This window comes from Pseudomonas sp. NPDC087358 (genome assembly GCF_044900785.1).
Taxonomy (GTDB): Bacteria; Pseudomonadota; Gammaproteobacteria; order Pseudomonadales; family Pseudomonadaceae; genus Aquipseudomonas.
Genome location: NZ_JBJDOA010000002.1, coordinates 382,266 through 402,179 on the forward strand (window position 1 = coordinate 382,266; position 19,914 = coordinate 402,179).

The 19,914-nt window shown below is 60.4% G+C and carries 18 protein-coding genes; 10 read left to right on the forward strand and 8 right to left on the reverse strand.

Annotated features, from left to right (window positions below):
- Positions 1 to 3: 3 nt before the first annotated feature.
- Positions 4 to 1,164 carry an efflux RND transporter periplasmic adaptor subunit gene (locus tag ACI2KS_RS05360; protein WP_404617918.1) on the reverse strand — a complete coding sequence of 387 codons (1,161 nt, stop codon included), beginning with the start codon at positions 1,162 to 1,164 and terminating at the stop codon, positions 4 to 6.
- 251 nt (positions 1,165 to 1,415) lie between these two features.
- Here ACI2KS_RS05360 and ACI2KS_RS05365 point away from each other — a divergent pair, with 251 nt between their 5' ends.
- Positions 1,416 to 2,078 carry a TetR family transcriptional regulator gene (locus ACI2KS_RS05365; protein WP_404617919.1) on the forward strand — a complete coding sequence of 221 codons (663 nt, stop codon included), beginning with the start codon at positions 1,416 to 1,418 and terminating at the stop codon, positions 2,076 to 2,078.
- 297 nt (positions 2,079 to 2,375) lie between these two features.
- Positions 2,376 to 3,239, forward strand: a complete 864-nt coding sequence (locus ACI2KS_RS05370; protein ID WP_404617921.1) for a cache domain-containing protein — start codon at positions 2,376 to 2,378, stop codon at positions 3,237 to 3,239.
- 194 nt (positions 3,240 to 3,433) lie between these two features.
- On the opposite strand, the gene ACI2KS_RS05375 is transcribed toward ACI2KS_RS05370, so the two are convergent.
- Complete coding sequence (locus tag ACI2KS_RS05375) at positions 3,434 to 4,939, reverse strand: MDR family MFS transporter (RefSeq protein WP_404617923.1); 1,506 nt, start codon at positions 4,937 to 4,939, stop codon at positions 3,434 to 3,436.
- 493 nt (positions 4,940 to 5,432) lie between these two features.
- Positions 5,433 to 6,323, reverse strand: a complete 891-nt coding sequence (locus ACI2KS_RS05380) for a LysR substrate-binding domain-containing protein (RefSeq protein ID WP_404617925.1) — start codon at positions 6,321 to 6,323, stop codon at positions 5,433 to 5,435.
- Between the two features lie 165 nt (positions 6,324 to 6,488).
- On the opposite strand from ACI2KS_RS05380, the gene ACI2KS_RS05385 reads away from it, so the two are divergent.
- From ACI2KS_RS05385 to ACI2KS_RS05410, 6 genes are all read left to right on the forward strand, one after another.
- A complete protein-coding gene (locus tag ACI2KS_RS05385) occupies positions 6,489 to 8,126 on the forward strand; it encodes a 5-guanidino-2-oxopentanoate decarboxylase (RefSeq protein ID WP_404617927.1) in 1,638 nt (545 codons plus the stop codon).
- 14 nt (positions 8,127 to 8,140) lie between these two features.
- The gene (locus tag ACI2KS_RS05390) at positions 8,141 to 9,583 is read left to right on the forward strand and encodes an aldehyde dehydrogenase family protein (protein ID WP_404618474.1); all 1,443 of its coding nucleotides are present in this window, start codon (positions 8,141 to 8,143) and stop codon (positions 9,581 to 9,583) included.
- Between the two features lie 216 nt (positions 9,584 to 9,799).
- Positions 9,800 to 10,903: a PotD/PotF family extracellular solute-binding protein gene (locus ACI2KS_RS05395; RefSeq protein ID WP_404617929.1), complete on the forward strand. Its 1,104-nt coding sequence runs from the start codon at positions 9,800 to 9,802 to the stop codon at positions 10,901 to 10,903.
- Between the two features lie 195 nt (positions 10,904 to 11,098).
- On the forward strand, positions 11,099 to 12,007 hold the full coding sequence (locus ACI2KS_RS05400; protein WP_404617931.1) for an ABC transporter permease: 909 nt from the start codon (positions 11,099 to 11,101) through the stop codon (positions 12,005 to 12,007).
- The gene (locus ACI2KS_RS05405) at positions 12,004 to 12,852 is read left to right on the forward strand and encodes an ABC transporter permease (RefSeq protein ID WP_404617933.1); all 849 of its coding nucleotides are present in this window, start codon (positions 12,004 to 12,006) and stop codon (positions 12,850 to 12,852) included. Before ACI2KS_RS05400 ends, ACI2KS_RS05405 begins: the two co-directional genes overlap by 4 nt.
- 16 nt (positions 12,853 to 12,868) lie before the next feature.
- Positions 12,869 to 13,924 carry an ABC transporter ATP-binding protein gene (locus ACI2KS_RS05410; protein WP_404617935.1) on the forward strand — a complete coding sequence of 352 codons (1,056 nt, stop codon included), beginning with the start codon at positions 12,869 to 12,871 and terminating at the stop codon, positions 13,922 to 13,924.
- A gap of 18 nt (positions 13,925 to 13,942) precedes the next feature.
- Here ACI2KS_RS05410 and ACI2KS_RS05415 read toward each other — a convergent pair whose 3' ends face one another.
- Positions 13,943 to 14,869 (reverse strand): AraC family transcriptional regulator N-terminal domain-containing protein, encoded by a 927-nt coding sequence (locus ACI2KS_RS05415; RefSeq protein ID WP_404618475.1) that lies wholly within the window; start codon positions 14,867 to 14,869, stop codon positions 13,943 to 13,945.
- Positions 14,870 to 15,239: 370 nt separating this feature from the next.
- Between ACI2KS_RS05415 and ACI2KS_RS05420 the strand changes: the two genes are divergently transcribed.
- Positions 15,240 to 15,593, forward strand: coding sequence for an antibiotic biosynthesis monooxygenase family protein (locus ACI2KS_RS05420; RefSeq protein ID WP_404617937.1), 354 nt, complete (start codon positions 15,240 to 15,242; stop codon positions 15,591 to 15,593).
- A gap of 182 nt (positions 15,594 to 15,775) precedes the next feature.
- Positions 15,776 to 16,015, forward strand: a complete 240-nt coding sequence (locus tag ACI2KS_RS05425; RefSeq protein ID WP_404617939.1) for a hypothetical protein — start codon at positions 15,776 to 15,778, stop codon at positions 16,013 to 16,015.
- Here ACI2KS_RS05425 and ACI2KS_RS05430 read toward each other — a convergent pair whose 3' ends face one another.
- The 4 genes from ACI2KS_RS05430 to ACI2KS_RS05445 all read right to left on the reverse strand — a co-directional run bounded on the left by ACI2KS_RS05430 (position 16,016) and on the right by ACI2KS_RS05445 (position 19,690).
- Positions 16,016 to 16,639, reverse strand: a complete 624-nt coding sequence (locus ACI2KS_RS05430) for a flavin reductase family protein (protein ID WP_404617941.1) — start codon at positions 16,637 to 16,639, stop codon at positions 16,016 to 16,018. It lies immediately after the preceding gene.
- Between the two features lie 194 nt (positions 16,640 to 16,833).
- Complete coding sequence (locus tag ACI2KS_RS05435) at positions 16,834 to 17,235, reverse strand: hypothetical protein (RefSeq protein WP_404618476.1); 402 nt, start codon at positions 17,233 to 17,235, stop codon at positions 16,834 to 16,836.
- Between the two features lie 409 nt (positions 17,236 to 17,644).
- The gene (locus ACI2KS_RS05440) at positions 17,645 to 18,031 is read right to left on the reverse strand and encodes a hypothetical protein (protein ID WP_404618477.1); all 387 of its coding nucleotides are present in this window, start codon (positions 18,029 to 18,031) and stop codon (positions 17,645 to 17,647) included.
- A gap of 336 nt (positions 18,032 to 18,367) precedes the next feature.
- Complete coding sequence (locus tag ACI2KS_RS05445) at positions 18,368 to 19,690, reverse strand: MFS transporter (RefSeq protein WP_404617943.1); 1,323 nt, start codon at positions 19,688 to 19,690, stop codon at positions 18,368 to 18,370.
- Between the last annotated feature and the right edge of the window lie 224 nt (positions 19,691 to 19,914).

Here is a 19,914-nt window from a genome sequence, read left to right on the forward strand (position 1 = left end):
GAATTACTCCCCTTTACTGCCTGCGGCTTTATCAGTTGCCGGGGCAGGGGCCGGGTTAGCTGCCTTGACGTTCGTCGCTTCGGTGGCCTTCACCTCGGCGCCGGGTTTGACGTACTGCAGACCTTCGGTGATGACGCGATCGCCGGCGTTCAGGCCTTTCTCGACCAGCCAGTCGCTACCGATGGTGCGGTTGGCGACCAGGGTACGGGTTTCGACTTTGTTGTCCTGATTGACGATCAGCGCCGTCGGCGTGCCTTTGAGGTCGCGGGTGATGCCCTGTTGCGGCACCAGGATCGCATTGGCCGCGACACCTGATTGCAGGCGCGCATGGACGAACATGCCCGGCAGCAGGGTGTGGTCAGGGTTCTGGAACATCGCACGCAGGGTAACGGAGCCGGTGGTCTGATCGACCGAAACCTCGGAGAACTCCAGCTTGCCCTCTACCGGGTAGACGCTGCCGTCTTCAAGTACCAGCTTGACCTTGGCGGCGTTGTCGCCGGCCTTCTGCAACTGACCGCTTTCCAGCTCGCGGCGCAGTTTGAGCATGTCGGCGGACGACTGAGTGACGTCGACATAGATCGGATCGAGTTGCTGGATCGTCGCCATGGCGTCTGCCTGCGCGCTGCTGACCAATGCGCCTTCGGTGACCGAAGAGCGGCCAATGCGACCGGAGATCGGTGCATAGACCTTGGTGTAGCGCACGTTGATCTCGGCGGTCTGCACGGCGGCCTGGGCTTCGCGGGCTGAACCGACGGCGGTGTCGTACTCCTGGCGGCTGACGGCCTGCTCGTTGATCAGCTGCTTATAGCGACCGGCCAGCGAGTTAGCCGACTGGAAGGTCGCCTTGGCGCTGTCCAGGGTCGCCTGATAGATCGACGGATCGATCTGATACAACTGCTGGCCGGCCTTGACGTCGGCGCCTTCGGTGAACAGACGCTTGAGGATGATGCCATTGACCTGTGGGCGCACTTCGGCGATCCGGAACGCAGTGGTGCGGCCCGGCAGTTCGGAGGTCAGGGTGTAGGCCTGGGTTTTCAGAGTGACGACGCCGACCTGAGGGGGCGGTGGTGCAGCGGCCGCTTCTTCCTTTTTACTGCATCCGCTGAGCAGCGATGCCAGGGCGACGGCAGTGACCAGTACGGTAACAGCTGGCTTGAATTGCATGAAGATCCTCGGGTCAAGAGCCTTCGCTCATGAAAGTGAAAGGGTGTAGAAAGCTTTCCGGCTGGATAAGTAGCAAGCTAATGAATATACTTACGTTCACGGTTGTTTGTAAACACCCACGACTGCGACATACAAACGCAGCGAGGGCATCGATTGTAGGTCCGGGACAAGGCATTACAAAGGCCGTCCGGCATGCTGTTCAGGCCACTCGACCAGAGAGCCTGATGCATTTTTATTGAGGTTTTACTGCCATGGTCCGACGCACGAAAGAAGAAGCTCAGGAAACTCGCAGGCAGATTCTGGAAGCTGCCGAACAGGCTTTCTACGAGCGTGGCGTCGCGCGTACGACCCTTGCAGACATCGCGACGCTGGCGGGCGTTACGCGCGGCGCCATTTACTGGCACTTCAGCAACAAGGCCGATCTGGTGCAGGCGATGCTCGACAGCCTGCATGAGCCAATGGAAGAAATGGCCCGGGCCAGCGAGAGTGCGGACGAAGTCGATCCGCTGGGATGGACGCGAAAGCTTCTGGTTCATTTGTTTCAACAAGTTGCCATGGATCCAAAAACCCGCCGCATCAATGAAATTCTTTTTCATAAATTCGAATTCACCGATGAAATGTGCGACATGCGGCGCCAGCGTCAATTCGTCTGGCTCGATGCCAACGAGCGCATTGCGCTGGCCTTGAGCAACGCCGCACGCCAGGGGCAATTACCCGTCGACTTGAACCCGCAACGGGCAGCCATCTGTTTGCATGCTTATATCCACGGCATTCTAGGCCAGTGGTTATTGGTGCCCGACAGCTTCGGGCTGTTTCAGGACGCCGAACGCCTGGTCGACATCGGTCTGGACATGCTCCGTTTCAGCCCTGCCTTGCGCGATACGCCGGCGGAGCGGGCGACGGGTTCGTACTAAGGGCGACGAAAGCCTGCAAGCCACGCCGTGCGGCCGTACGCCCGGTCGACTATAACCGTGTGGCGCTTAGCCTGCATCTATACAGCTGTTCAATCCGGTTGAACAGGTGGTTTACCTGTCCTTTACCCGATTTCATCCAGCGCATTCAGCCTGCCGACAGCCTCAGCCTGCCTCCCGTCGTTATCGGCGAGTCGTGCCCCGACAGCGCGCCGATGATGATACCGCCACTGAATACGTTCCGATTGGCATCCGCCGTCTACGCTTGCTTGCAAACCAACAAGAGCGGGGGTAAGCGTGATGTCTGTCGTTTTTCAGTCTGCAGCGTGGAAGAAACTGGTGTTCGCTGGATGTGTCTGTCTGTGGGCCTGCCAGGCATGGGCCGCCGGCGACGAGGCTCAGGAGTCGGCAGCCGCCAAGAGCCTGCTGACCAAGGCCGTTGCCCATTACCAGCAAGTGGGGGACAAGGCGTTGGCCGAATTCAGTCGTCAGGGCGAGTTCGTCGATGGTGAGCGTTATGTCTTCGTCACCGACACCAATGGCGTAATGCTGGCCAGCGGCGGGCCGTCAGTGGTGCTTATCGGTCGGGATGTGTCGTCGGTCCTTGACCCTGACCTGCAGAAGGCGTTCAAGGATGTGCTGAAAACGCCGGAAAGCGCTGGCATCCAGCAGGCGGAGTACCGCTGGCAAAACTGGCGCGACGGTAAGGTTGAGCGCAAGCACGTGTATTTCCAGCGCATTGGTGATCGCATTCTTGCGGTGGGTTACTACCTGCCACGCGCTTCACCGGAGCAGGCCAGAGCCTTGCTCGACAAGGCATCCAAAGCGCTGGAACAGGATCAGGACGGCACGCTCGAGTCGATCAACAACCTCAAGGGCGGTTTTTTGCAGGACGACCTGTATGTCTTCGTGGTGGATGTCGGCACCAAGCGTTACGTCGCCCACGGCACCAACCTGCGCCTGGTCAACACTGACTTCAGCAAGATCAAGGACCCGGAGGGCAAGCCTGTGGGCATCCCGATGCTGGAGATGATCAAGAAACAGCCAGAAGGCGAGTACGAATACCGCTGGCGCAATCCGGTCACCGGCAAGATCGAACACAAGCATGCGTACATGCGCAAGGTCGGCGATTTTCTGGTCGCGGTGGGGTATTACAACGGGTGAGTGGAGGCCTGAACGGGCGGTCGCGGATAACCTGAAGGAGCGTGGCTTGTCCCGCGATCGGCGACGCAGTCGTCATAAAATCACGCGACCCGGTTGTCTCTGGCTTTACCAGGGCGCAGGTTTCTGCGACCGGTGCCCGGTAGCTCGCGGGACACGCCACGCTCCTACATGAAGTGCGTTCGATGCCCGTAAGCTCAGCGATCCCTGTCGTCGCGCCCGCGCAGCAGGTGGTTGGGCATCGCCAGGGCTGCCGCCAGACCGAGCAGGGAAACCGCCGCACTGCCGATCAGCAGGTGCTCGAAGGTGATCGACAGTTGCCCGCGCAACAACTCCAAGGCCGGCCCGCTGACTGCATGCAGGCTGTCCATCAACAGATTGCCCGAGCTGGCTTCCCCGAGCGGGCTGCCTGCCGACGCGCCGAGACCGGAACCGGCCAGCATCGCCAGCAGCAATGCGGACATGCTGGCCACACCCACCGCGCCGCCCAACGAGCGAAACAGATTCGTGGTGCTGGTGGCAACGCCCATGTCTTTCATGTCCACCGAGTTTTGCGTGCCGACCAGTGAGGTCGGGAATTGCAAGCCACTGGCGATTCCGGTGAGCACCATGAACAGGCCGGTCAGGATGACGGACTGAGGAGGGGTGAAGGCGATGCCCAGAATGGCCAATGGCATCAGCAGCGCGCCGGTGAGAATGATCGGCTTGTACCGACCAGTGAGCGAGGTGCGCCGCCCGCCGAAGTAGGCGCCCATGGGCATGCCGATCGCCAGTGGCATCAGATGCAGGGCCGCGCTGTCCGCGCCGCCACCTGTCACGGTCTGAAAGCGCAGTGGCAGCAGCACGATCAGCGAGATGGCCTGGAAGCCGGTAAAGAAGATCGTGCACCAGCACAACACCGCACTGCGGTTGGCGAACAGGTGCATCGGCAGCAGTGGCTCGCGGGTGCGACGCTCGTACAGCACAAAGATCACCAAGGCCAACAGTGCCACGCCCAATTGAGTCAGCACCTGGTCATCACGCCAGCTGTGCCCCTGACCGATTTCGGTAATACCCAACAGCAGTGCGGTGAGGCCGATGATCATCAGTATGGTGCCCAGATAATCGATCACTGGCTTGCGCTGCGGAATCGGCAGACCGGTGAGCGTCTTGCGCGCGACCCACCATGCCAGCAAGCCCAGCGGCAGGTTAATGATGAACACCCAGCGCCATGACAGATACTCGGTCATGAAGCCGCCCAGCACCGGGCCTGCAACGCTGGCTGCGGCGTACATGCCGCTGAAATAGCCTTGATAGCGACCGCGCTCGCGGGGCGGCACGATATCGCCGATGATCGCCTGACTGACCGAAACCATGCCGCCTGCGCCGATCCCTTGCAGCACGCGGGCCAGTACCAGTTGCTCCATGCTTTGCGCCATGGCGCAAAACAGCGAGGCGACGGTGAACGTGCCCAGCCCGATGAGCATCAGACGCCGCCGGCCGTAGAGGTCACCGAGTTTGCCGTAGATCGGCACGGCGACAGTCAGGGCAACCATATAGGCCGAGATCACCCAGGCCAGCAGGTCGAAATCCTGAAATTGAGCGGAGATGGCGGGCATCGAGACCGCGACGATGGTCTGGTCCAGTGCGCTGAGGAAGACGGCCATCATCAGGGCGAAGAGAATGCTGCTGATGTCCGGGCGGGTTTGATTGAGGCTGGTCACGAACGAGGACTCGAACTGGCAGGTTGACCCGCCGAAAACCTCTGCGGGAAATGTGCTCAGTCTAGTCCGTTAGCTTGCTAATCGATAGCTGCCTTTATCGATTCACTCAGGCCTTCGAGCCTGGCAGGAAGGTCAGCGTAAGGCGCTGAAGCTGGCGTCTGACGGTACGCAATGGCCAAAGGTGCAGACCACCGCCATGCGTGGCTGTTGGCGCAATTGCTCGATTCGGTAAGCGCCTGCCGCGTAGAGGCTGAGCACCGCTGCAACAGCCACCACGTATAAGCATTGTCTTTTTATTGTGGTTCTCATGACATGTGCCTCGATCCGGTTAAAATTATTTTTCGGATGGATAGATCGAGTGTAGGCCGTATTTGCCCTCAGCGGTGGAGCGAGGGGGATTGAAAGTTTTTATCGGTGGCAGGTGGCTTGAAGTTTCATTGACTCAGCGCCGCGCCCCGAAAAACTTGGAGGACAAGCATCATGACAACCCCGCTCAATGTTCTGCACGTTGCGCCGCCTGCGCGAGCAGCCAGTCCAGCAGTTCCTGCAACTGCGGTGACGAGCCGGCACGATTGGGGTAAACGAAATAATAGGCTGCGCCGGTTCTGACCTTCAGATCGAATGGCGTCACCAGCCGTCCGGCTCCCAGATCCTCTCCTATCAAGGCCCAGTCCCCGATGGCTACGCCCGAGCCCTGCGATGCAACCGTCATCGCCAGGTCCAGCGTGTCGAAATGCTGCCCCTTGCCGATATTGCTCAGGGTCGTGCCCGCCGCCTTGAGCCATTGTTCCCAATCACGCTGGTCGCGGGTCGGATGCAACAGCATGTGCTGCTCAAGATCGGCCAGCCGGGTCAAGGGGGCAGGGCCATCGAGCAATGACTGTGAACAGACCGGGGTCAGTTGTTCGTCGAAGATGTGGTGAACCTGCATCGATCCGTCAGGACGGGCGCCATACACCACCGCCGCGTCAAACTCCTCGCGGCGAAAATCCACCGCATGCTGAACCGTGGTCGTCAGCTCCACCGGTACGTCCGGGCGTTCCTTCTGCCATTGCAGCAGGCGCGGCAACAGCCAGCGCATCATGCAGGTGGGCGCCTTGAGTTGCAGCGCTTCGCGTTTGACCCCGACCTGATCCACCGCCTCGTCGATCAAGGCGAACACCTGCTGGATCCGCGGAAACAACTCCCGGCCTTGAGCAGTCAGGCTCAGGCCCCGCGCCTGGCGTTGGAACAGGCTGTAACCCAGATGACTCTCCAGCCCCGAGATCTGCCGACTCACTGCGCCCTGGGTGATGTGCAGCAGCTCTGCGGCCCGCGTGAAGTTGCAGCACTGGGCCGTGATCAGAAAGGTATGCAGGGCGGGAAGAGGAGGCAGACGTTTCATCGGTTGCGCAGGCATGAGTGGAGAACATGCCTAAGCATGACATTTTTTGCGTTGTCACCGATATGCCCGCACGGTTCCAATTGGCCTACATCTGCTGCCTTGGGCATCGACCCTGCGGGCAGCTTCGGAATACGGTCTTTCAGAACGAATAAAGGTCCAGAAAAAATGGCGACGTGCGGCGAAGTATTGGTCAAGTTACTCGAAGGGTACGGGGTCGAGCAGGTGTTCGGTATCCCCGGCGTGCATACCGTGGAGCTGTATCGCGGGCTGGCCGGCTCCTCGATCAATCACGTCACCCCGCGCCACGAGCAAGGTGCTGGCTTCATGGCCGACGGTTATGCGCGCACCAGCGGCAAGCCGGGAGTGTGCTTCATCATCACTGGCCCGGGCATGACCAACATCACCACGGCCATGGGCCAGGCTTACGCCGACTCGATCCCGATGCTGGTGATTTCCAGTGTGCAATCGCGCAGTCAACTGGGCGGCGGGCGTGGCAAGTTGCATGAGTTGCCTTCGCAAAGCGCGCTGGTCGCCGGTGTTGCGGCGTTCTCACATACCCTGATGTCCGCCGCCGAGCTGCCGTCGGTGCTGGCGCGCGCTTTTGCCCTGTTTCAGGCCGCTCGTCCGCGCCCGGTGCACATCGAAATTCCGCTGGACGTGCTGGTGGAAAATGCCGATGCCTTGCTCGACAGCCAACCGGTGTCCATCACCCGCGCCGGTCCCGCGCCTGCGGCGATCAAGCAAATGGCAAGCCTGTTGGCCAATGCCAGACGACCTTTGATCCTGGCCGGCGGTGGCGCCATCGATGCGGCTGCCGCCCTGACCCAACTGGCTGAAAAGCTCGATGCGCCGGTTGCCTTGACCATCAACGCCAAGGGCATGCTGCCGTCTGCGCATCCGCTGTTGATCGGCTCGACACAATCGCTGGACCCCACCCGCGAGATCATCGAGGGCGCCGATGTGGTGCTGGCGATTGGCACCGAACTGGCCGAGACCGATTACGACATCACCTTCCAGGGCCGCTTCAGGATTCCCGGCACCTTGCTGCGCATCGACATCGACGCGGATCAGACGGTACGCAACTTTGCGCCCAAGGTGGCGCTGGTGTCCGATGCACAGACTGCCGCTCAGGCGTTGGTCGCGGCGTTGGCTGATGAACGCCTTGCTGAACGTCAAGCCGACTGGGGCCACAGGCGCGCCGCTGCGCTGAAAACCACGCTCGATGCCTCGTGGGATGAAGCCACTCGCGGTCAGACGCTGTTCCTCAAAACCGTCCTGCAGGTGTTGCCGAACGTGGTCCTGGTCGGCGATTCCACGCAACCGGTCTACACCGGCAACCTGACGCTGGACCTGGATAAACCGCGCCGCTGGTTCAATTCCTCCACTGGCTACGGCACCCTCGGTTACGCCTTGCCCGCAGCGGTTGGCGCCTGGCTCGGCAGTCAGGATGCCGGTGAGCGCAATCCGGTGGCCTGCCTGATTGGCGACGGCGGGCTGCAATTCACCCTGCCGGAGCTGGCCAGCGCCGTTGAGGCGCGCACGCCGATTATCGTTCTGCTCTGGAATAACCAGGGCTACGAAGAGATCAAGAAATACATGGTCAACCGCGCCATCGAGCCGGTCGGCGTGGATATCTACACCCCCGACTTCATTGGCGTCGCCAAGGCGCTGGGTTGTGCGGCCGAGGCCGTCTGCGGGGTCGAAGCGCTCAAGGCGGCATTGCATGCGGCGAGTGACCGCCAGGGGCCAACGGTTATCGAAATTGACCAGCGCAGCTGGATGCAAGGGTTGAAAGCATCGTGAGTGAGACATCTGTGTTGAGCCCGGTTTCACCTGGTCTGTACATCGACGGACAATGGCGCGCCGGTGGCGAGCCACTAACGGTGATCAACCCGTCGACCGAAGAGCGCCTGGCGATCGTTACCGGCGGTGATGCGCATGCCGTGGATGAAGCGGTACAAGCGGCACGCGCAGCATTTGGCGCATGGTCCAAAACCACCGGCGCTGCGCGGGCAATGATCCTGCGCAAAATCGCCAGTGGCGTCGCGAGCCGACGAGAGCGGCTGATCGAGTTGCAGTCGCGCAACAACGGCAAGCCGGGTTTCGAAGCGGCCATCGATGTCGACGATGTCATCGCCACCTTCAACTATTACGCCGAACTGGCCGAGGCCTCCGACGGCCAGCAAAACCGGGCGGTGGAGCTGCCCAGCGAGGACTTCAGTGCACGTCTGCGGCGCGAGCCGTGCGGGGTGGTGGGGCTGATCGTGCCGTGGAATTTTCCGATGGTGACCACGGCCTGGAAGCTGGCGCCGGCGCTGGCGGCGGGTTGTTGCGTGGTGCTCAAGCCTTCTGAAGTCACCCCGCTGGCCGAGCTTGAACTGGCGCAGATCATTGCGGCAAGCGGCCTGCCCACCGGTGTGTTCAACGTGGTGTGTGGCCGCGGTTTGTCGGTGGGTGCGCCGCTGGCTGAGCACCCGGGCATCGCCAAGATCTCTTTCACCGGCAGCAATGCGGTGGGTGTGCAGGTGATGCAACGCGCGGCAGAAACCGTGAAGGGCGTGAGCCTGGAACTGGGTGGCAAGTCGTCGCTGCTGGTAATGGCCGACGCCGACCTGGATATGGCGGTGGAACTGGCCAGCGGCGGCGGTTACTTCAACGCCGGGCAGATGTGCTCGGCCACCAGTCGCGTGCTGGTCGCGCAGGCACTGCTGGAGCCGTTTCTCGAGCGTCTGGTGGCCAAGGCACAGTCGATCAGGGTCGCAGGGCCGCTGGAGGAGGGCGCCGAGATGGGGCCGCTGGTCAATCAGGCGCAATATATGCGCGTGATTGCCCACATCGAGGCCGGTAAACAGGCTGGCGCGCGTCTGTTGTGCGGCGGCAAGCGGCCCGCCGATCTGCCTCGTGGATACTTTTTGCAACCGACGGTGTTCACCCACGTGCCCCTGGACAGTGCGCTGTGGCGTGAAGAGATTTTTGGCCCGGTGCTTTGCGTGCGTGGTTTCAGCTCCGAAGCCGAGGCGATTGCGCTGGCCAACGACAGCCAGTTCGGTCTGGTCGCCAGCGTGGTCAGTGGCGACGTTGAGACGGCTGATCGGGTCGCCAACGCTTTGCAGGCGGGGCTTGTGTGGATCAACGCGCCGCAAGTGATCTTCCCGCAGACCGCTTGGGGTGGGTACAAACAGAGCAGTCTGGGGCGCGAGCTGGGGCCTTGGGGCATGCAGGCTTTTCAGGAAATGAAACACGTGGTGCGCGCGGTCTGAGTGGGTCGAAAATCGTCCACGCATGCCTCGTCATAAGGCATGCGCCGAGCACATGGCTCCAATGCAAAACTTTCGATTGTTGAGGAACCGGCGTCACCGCAGGATGACCCCGCTGACTTGCTGAACACCCCGCCAGCCGGGGCTTGGAGTGAAGTCGGCTAGCGCGCTGCGGTGCGATCTCCCTCAACCATGCGACAGAAAAAAATGGAGTCCGACGTGGACAAACTTGATCTGAACAGACGGCAATTCATCAAGGCAGTGGGTGTCGCATCAGTGGGCGCGGCGGCCATGTCCATGCCCTTCATCGGCGCCCGTGCCAGCGACGGCAAATTCCAGGGCAAGACCCTGCGTCTGCTCACCTGGTCGGATGACACCGGCCTTGCGGCCCTGCGCAACATTGCCGCGACCTTTGAAGCCAAGACCGGCGCCAAAGTAATCGCCGACCGCACTGGCAGCACCTCTGAAATGGTCGCCAAACTCAAGGCCGGCGGGGATCGTCCGCAGTACGACATCATCACGCTGGCGGGTGTCGGCGCCGAAGGCCTGGCTGCGGCCGGTCTGCTGGAAAAACCCGACCTCAACCGCATCCCGAACATTGTCGATGTTCCGGAAAAGTACCGCACCGGCGCCAACGGCCACGGTATCGGTTACCTGCTGTGGTGCAACAGCCTGGTGTACAGCACGCGCACCGTCAAGGAAGCGCCGGACAGCTACGCCGCCCTGTGGGACAAGGACATGGCGCCGAACATCTTCCTGCCGCCGCCGAACTGGACCGAGGCGATGGACCTGATCATCATCGCCGCCAAGCTTGCAGGCGGTGACGAACACAACATCGAGCCGGGCTTCAAGAAGCTGGCCGAGTTGAAGGATCGCGTGGTGACTCTGGGCGAGAACCCGAACCAGATTGCCGAGCTGTTCCGCACCGGCTCCCTGGACATGGGCGGTCTGTACGCCCCGGCGTTTTTCCCCAAGCAGATCCGCGACCCCAACTACGGTCTGGGTGCCACCTTTGGCATGAAAGAGGGTTTCTACACCGACCTGATGCAATCGGTGATGCCGAAGAATCGCCCGGGCGATACCGATCTTGCCTACGCCTTTATCGACCACTCTCTGGACCCGGTCGTGCAGGGCAAGATGGCCGAAGACATCTACAACGGCCCGGTCAATGCCAAGGCGGTGATCTCCGCTGAAGCGCGCAAGAGCCCGTACATCCTTACACCTGAGCAAATCGCCGACAAAGCCATCATGCACGACAACGCCTTTTTGGCGACGGTGCATGACCAGTGGATTCGCCGCTATACGGAGATTTTCTCCTCCTGATGCAGTGCCCGTGAGATGGCGTCTGGCAGAGGGTTTCTGGACTCTGTCCTGACGGCATCGCGAGCAAGCGAAGGCCCACATCTGGTGTTCCTGCACTGGAAACGGCGGAACACTGACGGCGTGAGTTTGCTCGCGCCAGGGCTCAGACAGGCAACACATGCATCTCTGACTCACCGCGAAACCGAGATCAAAACCATGCACAACCCACCTATAACGCGCCAGGAAGACGCTGCCAGACCGCGTCGAAACCGGCCATGGTCACAGACGGCTCGCGCCTGGCTGTTTCTCACCCCTTCGATGCTGTTTCTTGCCGTGCTGATCGTCGCCAGCCTGCTGGTGTTGCGCATGAGCGTCGGCACCAAGGGCGCCGAGTGGAGCGGCTTCAGCCTGGACAGTTACGCCCAGCTGTTCGAACCCTATTACCTGAAATCCTTGCTGCTGACCTTGCGTCTGGCGCTGATCAGTGCGGTGATCGCAGTGATCCTGGCGATCCCGGTCGGTTACACCATGGCTCGCTTGAAATCGCCGCTGGTACGGCGTGTTTTCCTGGCCGCCGTGCTGCTGCCACTGCTGGTCAATCTGTTGCTGCAAAGCTACGGCTGGCTGGTGATTCTGGGACCTGCCGGCATGCTCAACCAAGCGCTCAAGGGGCTTGGGTTGATCACCCGGCCAATCATGATGCTGTACAACCAGAACGGCGTGTTGATGGGGCTGGTCCAGACCGCCTTCCCGCTGGCGGTGCTGCCCATTGCCAGCGCCATGCGTGGCGTCTCGCGCAGCTATGAAGAGGCCGCCGCGACCCTGGGCGCCAGCCGCTTTCAGGTGTTTCGCCAAGTGATCCTGCCAATGAGCCTGCCGGGCATCATCACCGGCGCCACACTGGTGTTTGCCTACAACGCCAGCAGTTTTGTCGTACCGCTGCTGCTGGGCGGTCGTCGTGTGCCGATGCTGGCGGTCATGGTTCACGACCAGATCGCGCCGTTGATGAACTGGCCTGCCGCGTCAGCTGCGGGTGTCGTGCTGATCGTCACCACGCTTGCGATCATGACCCTCTCCGAGTTCGTCACCGGTCGCCGTCGGCGCATGCTGGAGGCTTCGCAATGAGCAAAAAACTTCTGCGTTCCCAACCGCTGTTACCGGGTGAAACCGGACGCTTCGCAGCGATTCTGTCGGCGGTGATTCTGTTCCTGGCCGTAACCCCGATCCTGACCATGATCGTCATGTCTTTCAGCGGCTCGTCCAATCTGGACTTCCCGCCCGCCAGCTACAGCCTGCAGTGGTACAAGGCGGCCTGGCAGACCTTCGTCTCGCCCGATCAAAGCGACGTGTTGAGTCTGGGCAAGGCGATGACCACCAGCCTGCTGGTGGCATGTCTGACCATGATTTTCGCCACCTTGATCGCAGTACCGGCATCCTATGCCCTGACCCGCTGTGAGTTCCGCGGCAAGGCGTTCGCCATGCAGCTGATGTCATTGCCGCTGGTGTTCCCGATGGTGGTGTTGGGACTGGCGTTGTTGCTGGTGTTCGACAGCCTGCCGTTCCAGATGAACACCTCGCGCCTGGTAATCGCCCACGTGATTCTGGCGCTGCCATTCGTGATCAAGAACTGCACGGCATCGATGACCAGCATTGGCAGCGAAGTGGAGGAGGCTGCGCAGATGCTCGGCGCTTCCCCGACCCGGGCCATCATCGATGTGGTAGTGCCGTTGATGAAATCGGGGATTCTCGCCGGGATGCTGCTGGCTTTCATCGTCTCGTTCAACGAGTTCACGGTGACCTACTTTCTGTACAACATCGACGTCATGACCGTGCCGATCTGGATGTACAGCCGCACTGTTTCTTCGCTCGATCCCACCGTTTTCTCGTTCGCCGTGCTGATTGTGCTGATCGACTTCGTCCTGATCTGGGCGCTGGAGAAGCTGGTCGGTGAAGGTGGCGTTTCGTTCTGATTTGAGGTTTGAAGCTATGACCGGACTGATTCTGGAAAACGTCGAAAAATACTACGGCTCGGCCTGCGCCGTCACCGACGTCAATCTGCACCTGCCAGAAGGCAAGCTGGTGTGCTTTCTCGGCCCCTCCGGCTGCGGCAAGACCACGCTGTTGCGCATGATTGCCGGCCTTGAAACGGTGACCGGCGGCGAGATTCGCCTCGATGGCGAAGACGTCAGCCACACCCCGGCCCACGAGCGCAATTTCGGCATGGTGTTCCAGTCGCTGGCGCTGTTCCCGCACATGACGGTGGGTGAGAACATCGCTTACCCGCTCAAGCTGCGGGGTGTCGACAAGGCCGCGCAAAAGGCCCGGGTCACCGAATTGCTGGCGATGATCCAGCTGCAACAAATGGTTGATCGCCCGGTGGCGAAACTGTCCGGGGGGCAGCGGCAGCGTGTGGCCATTGCTCGCGCCATTGCCTCGCACCCCAAACTGCTGTTGCTTGACGAGCCGCTGTCGGCGCTGGACGCCAAGCTGCGTGAATCGATGCAGGTGGAGATCCGCCAGCTGCAAAAACAGCTGAACATCACCACTATTCTGGTGACGCACGATCAGCGCGAAGCCATGACCATGGCCGACATCGTCGTGGTGCTGGGTGAACACCGGGTGCAGCAGGTGGGCACGCCCATCGAGATCTACCGCAACCCGGCCAACGCCTTCGTGGCGGACTTCATCGGCTCGGGCAATATTTTTCCGGCCACGGCGCTCGGTGGCGGACGTATCCAGTTGCCTGGTGGAGATGCGCTGCAGGTGCCGATCAGCGACACGATCCAGGCCGGCGCCGAGATCAGGATGCTGGTGCGCCCGGAAGACCTGCAACTGTCGACCTTGCAGCCCGGCGACGGCAACCGGCTCACTGGCACGGTCACGTTCATTCGTGACATCGGTGCAACCATCGAAACCACGGTCGAGTGCGGTGGGGTCTCACTGACCGCGTTGAGCACGCCCAATCAAAGCCTGGGGCTGAGCATTGGTCATCCGGTGTCGGTCACCATCCCTGCCCAGGCGTGCCGGGTGCTGAGCGCCTGACGCAGGGTTGGCAAAGACTCAGAGCGTCTTGCGCAGGCGCGCCAGATCCCGCAGCGGTGGCGCGCCGAACAAGCGGCTGTATTCACGGCTGAATTGCGAAGGGCTTTCATAGCCGACCTTGTACCCGGCGGCAGACGCCTCGAGCCCGTCGGACAACATCAGACGGCGGGCCTCCTGCAAACGCAGCTGTTTCTGGTACTGCAACGGGCTCATGGCGGTCACCGCCTTGAAGCGATGGTGCAGGGTCGAGACGCTCAGATTCACTTCCCGCGCCAGTTCGTCGATGCGCAGCGCCTGCTGAAAGTTCTCGTTGAGCCATCTGATGGCTTGCGTGACGCGGTGAGTCTGACAGTTGGAAATCGCAATTTCGTACAGCCGATAGCCTTCACTCCCACGCAGCAGGCGATAAAGAATCTCGCGAGTGATCAGCGGGGCGAGCATGGCAATGTCTTTGGGGCTGTCCAGCAGGCGAATCAGGCGGATCACCGCATCGAGCAGTTGCGCATCGATACGCTCGACATACATCCCGCGACCACTGGGGCGAGTCGGTACGCTCATGGGGCCGGCTTCGGCGATCAGCGCATTGATGTCTGCCGGGTCGATGTCCAGACGCATGGCCAGGTGGGGTTCTTCCGGGGTGGCATAAATCACCTTGCCGCTGATCGGCAGGGCCACCGACAGCACCAGGTAATTGAGCGGATCGTAGGTGAACAACTCGCCACCCAGCGTCACGTCCTTGCGGCCCTGGGCCATGATGCACAGCGCCGGTTGCACCAACCCCGGCACCGATTGCTGCGGCCGGTCGTGACGCACCATGAACAGCGGCTTGATCACAGTCTGAAAGCTGCCGTCGGTCGGGGCATGACGGCGAATCAATGCGGCGAGTTCGGCACGCTGCTGTTCCATCTGTGCGCTCAGTTCGGGCATTGGCCGGGTGTCAGGCATGGCACTCGGCGTAGCGGGCTCGGCGGCGGTTGGCAGCATGGGAAACTCCTTGGTGAGGCGTCGGTGCAGCACAGCTTATTTTTGTGCAATCGCCAGCGTTAGGCGAATCCTGCCGGATGATTGCCTGATTCTGCAGCAGGTTCACCTGGCGTGCGACCGAAGGCCCTGTTTATCGAGGTGGATTGCTTGAAAGTCCGTGGCGGCGAGCGCCAAACACGCGCTGCAATCCCTTGGCCTGGACCTGCAGCGGCGCAGAATCAGGCAATAACCGCGCAGTAATTGGCTACCGGCCTTGGCATGTCGACCCCTAATCTTCACTTCCAGCCGCAACGCTTTCTCCGATCGCGGCTGTATCAAGGGAGCACACACCATGCACAGCACTTCAATCGTGAGCCATCTGCTATCCGTTCGTGCCGGAGCCGGACACAGCGCGCAATTGGGTGCGCGCCTGAGCGCATTGATCGGGCCTTCCTCCAAAGCCGCCGGGTGCCTGCACTTTGCATTGCAGCAATCGATGACCGAGCAGGATGTCTGGGTCATCAGCGGTTTGTGGGCCGACACGTCAGCAATGAATGACTGGTTCACGGCCCCGGAGTTGGGAGTTTTTTCCGAGCTGGTAGCCGAACGGCTGGTTCGCAGCCTGGACTTTCAGACCTTTTCTGTGGTGACAGCGCCCCAGGCGCAGGCAGGGTATGGGTTGTCTGAGTTGAGGAGGGCGGGTTGAGGCTTTTCTGGCTGTGCCTGTCTGATCGCGAGCAAGCTCACTCCTACAGATAGCCGGGGCGCTCGTGCAGGAGTGAGCTCGCTCGCGACGCCTTGCATCAAACAAAGAAAATCTAGCGGCCCTTTCCCTTGCTCAGGTTTAAAATCCTCGTCTTTCTCTCTTCAAGGCAGGATCTCCCTCCGATGGCACGCAAAGAATTCCAGCACCACGAAGCCGTTTCCGCTGCCGTACCGGGCGACGATGGATACAGCGCGGCAATCGCAGTCAAAGGCCTGGGTGCGGGCGGTGCGCCGACTTTCAATCCTGTACTCCAGGGCCAGACCTTCAAGACGGCACTGGCTGCCGATCAGGCCGCTGTCCAGGAACTGGAGCGGCTGATCGACGTGACGTCCGAAGGCGAGTTGATGTTCGCCCAGGACTGATCAGGCTTTGGGCCTGTGCATCTGGAACAGCGATTCGGGGCCCAGCTGGAAATAATCGGCTGGGCCGCCGCCGCGCAAGATAGGTTCGCCCGCCGCGGTATCGTAGACGCCATCCTTGAGCAACCGCTTGGCGATATGGATCGCCACCACTTCTCCCAGAATCAACCAGCTGGGCACCACTTGCTTGTCGGCGCGCTGTAGCTGGACGATCTGCGTCACCTTGCACTCGAACGCAACCGGCGTCTCTTTCACGCGTGGCACCGAAACGATTCGTGACGGCTGCGCGGTGAGATTGGCCAGTTCGAATTCGTTGACGTCCGCAGCCACGGGTGCACAGCTGATATTCATCTGCTCGGCGAGGGTGCGCGTCGCCAGGTTCCAGACGAACTCGCCGGTCTGCTCGATGTTGTTCAGGCTGTCCTTGCGACCGATGCTGCAGAAACCAATGATCGGCGGCACGTAGTTAAAGGCGTTGAAGAAACTGTATGGGGCAAGGTTGAGTTTGCCCTGCGCGTCCTGCGAGGAGATCCAGCCGATGGGCCGCGGGCCGACGATGGCGTTGAATGGATCGTGAGGCAGTCCGTGGCCTTTGGAGGGTTCGTAAAAGTGAATGTCGTCCGACATGGCGCATTTCCTGTTGAGGGCAGAGCCGTACGCGGCAGCGCGGCGTAATGAGCGGCTTGCGCAGAGAGTTAGGCCGTCATAGTGCAAGGCAATTCCCTGCGGTTCCAGACCAGCAGCATTTCGCGCTCAAAAAAAAGCCCGGCATATGCCGGGCTATAAAGGGAGTTCAGGAGGTGAAACGTGTAGAGCGGGTATCAGCTGACGCGGTTTGCACCGACGTGATCGGCACCGTCTGCGGCCAAGCGGTTGGCACCGACGTGATCAGCGCCATCGGCAGCCTGACGGTTGTTGCCTACGCGGTCGGCGCCGTCAGCAGCCAGGCGGTTGGCACCGACGTGATCAGCGCCATCGGCAGCCTGACGGTTGTTGCCTACACGGTCGGCACCGTCAGCAGCAAGGCGGTTGGCACCAACGTGATCGGAACCATCGGAAGCCTGACGATATGTGCCAGTGTGCGATGCATTGGTGTGAGAAGAACCACCTTCAGCAACCACAGTACCGTTCAATGCAGCGTGATTATCGGAAACAGGCAGAGCGAATGCGCTCGATGCCAGAATTGAAAGACTAAGGCCAATCAGAATATTCGAAGTTTTCATGATGTTTGCTCCAACTAAGTTCAATAATTTTTTCAACTTGGGTATGGAGCTAATCTTACGCGCGCACAGATTAAGTGGAAGTTAACAAGGTTGCTAACCATCATCGCCAAAAATGATAGTTGGCTGCAGAGCCCGATTTTAGAGCGTCTGGGGCGTTTTTGATCTGAAATGGGGCGATTTCTGTCTATTCTGACAGATTAGGCTCTTGACATTTGTGTATATTTGCTGATTGTTTTTCTGCGCCCGACCTCGGGCGGTGGTGCTTGTCATCACCTCAGACTGGAACGAAACGAGGGCAAGACGCGCTGCTTGACTGCAAACCCCAGCAAATACGAGGCTTTCAAAGGGTATTAAGGCGCCAAAAACTAAGCCCGGCATAAGCCGGGCTGGAGTGGGGACTGCTTGGGAATCAGCTCAAGCGGTTTGCACCAACGTGATCTGCGCCATCAGCAGCGAGGCGATTTGCACCAACATGGTCAGCACCGTCAGCAGCGAGGCGATTTGCACCCACGTGGTCAGCACCGTCAGCAGCCAGGCGATTTGCACCGACGTGGTCAGCGCCATCAGCGGCCAGGCGGTTTGCACCGACGTGGTCAGCGCCGTCAGCGGCCAGGCGGTTGGCACCGACGTGGTCAGCGCCATCTGCAGCTACGCGACCGATGTTGGTATGCGAAGAGCCGTTTTCAGCAACTACAGGTGCATTGACGTGTTTGCTTGCATCAACAGCTGGAAGTGCGAAAGCGCTACTGGCCAGGATCGAGAAAGCCAGGCCGAAGATCAGTTTGTTAGTTTTCATGTTGGTTTTCATGATAGTTGCTCCAGATCGACTTGATTAGTGGGTAACTCGGTATGGAGTTAACTTTACTCGGCTCTGGATTATTAAGAAGTCAATCGCATTAGTAGCGATCATCGCTGAAATTGATACTGCAAAAAGCTACTGCCCATTCAGCTACTTAGCCCTGCCATGGCGACAAAAAAAGGCAGCTCACTGATGTGGCTGCCCCTGTTTTTGCGTTCGATCACCTGTTCAGTACGGCTTGCCGACGGCAGCATCGGTGTCATCGGTGTCATCGGTGTCATCGGTGGCGCCGGCAAGCCGACCGATACAGGTCGGCATTGCTTCAGGATGCAGTCAGTCGGTCTCGATCCGGGAATGCTTGCGCGTGTCCTTCATGAACACGTAAACCAGCAGCGAGCAGGCGATGCATGCCGTGACGTACCAGTAGTAGCCGGTCTCCATACCGATGCTCTTGAACCACAGCGCAATGTATTCGGCGGTGCCGCCGAAGATCGAAACCGTCAACGCATAAGGCAGGCCGACCCCCAGGGCCCGGATCTCGGTCGGGAACAGCTCGGCCTTCACCACCGCATTGATGGACGTATATCCGCTGACGATGATCAGCGCCGCCATGATCAGGAAGAACGCACCCCACCAGGTCTGGATGGTATGCAGGGTGGTGAGGATCGGTACGGTGCACAGGGTGCCCAATACGCCGAAGGCGATGAGGATCGGCCGGCGACCGATCTTGTCCGACAGCGCACCAATCACCGGTTGCAGGAGCATGAACAGGAACAGGGTGGCTGCCGAAATCGTGGTGGAGTCGGTGATGCTCATACCCACCGTGTTCACCAGATATTTCTGCATATACGTGGTGTAGGTGTAGAACGCCAGGGTCCCGCCCATGGTCAGCCCGACCACGGTCATCAGTTCCTTGGGATGACGCATCAGCGTGCGCATCAGGCTCTCTTTGGGCTTTTCCTTCTTGCGGTTGAACGATTCGGTTTCTTCCATGCCGCGACGCAGGAACAGCGCGACCACCGCACACAGTGCGCCGATGGCGAACGGAATACGCCAGCCCCAGGCGTTCAATTGCTCGGTGGTCAGCGTCTGTTGCAGCACGATCAATACGCCCAGGGCGATGAGCTGACCGGAAATCAGGGTCACGTACTGGAAGCTGGAAAAGAAGCCGCGACGTTCCTTGGTCGCCATCTCGCTCAGATACGTCGCCGAGGTGCCGTATTCGCCGCCTACCGACAGCCCCTGCAACAGTCGGGCGAGCACCAGCATGATTGGCGCGCCAACGCCGATGGTTTCATAACCCGGGGTCAGGGCAATGATCAGTGAACCGAAGCACATCAGCAGCACCGAGGCCATCAACGCGGCCTTGCGGCCTTTGCGGTCAGCGTACAGGCCCATCAGCCAGCCACCGATCGGGCGCATCAGAAAGCCCACGGCGAAGATCGCGGCCGTGTTGAGCAGCTGTGCGGTGGTGTCACCCTTGGGGAAGAAGACTTTGGCGAAATAGAGAGAGAATGCAGCGTAGACGTACCAGTCATACCACTCGACCATGTTGCCGACCGAACCGCTGAAAATGGATTTCAGACGACTTCCGGTGGTTTTTTCGACGGCGGGCGTGGCAGCCGATCCGTTGGAGACAGAGTTGGGGATAGCCATTGGTTTTCCTGCAAGTCATTGTTTTTAGAAGGAGCGCAGCGATGCGGCCTGATGACGGTGATAGCAGGAGCTGTGCCAAGCTGTACAAGGCCCGGTCTAGAGGGGTTGATCAGCAATGGATAAGCGGAAATCCGCTCAGATCTAACATGGATATAAGCGGAAAGCCGCCGAGGGGGCCAGGTTTGATTCCTGTATCAGTCCGGCTTTTCGGCGCAGGCGATAAC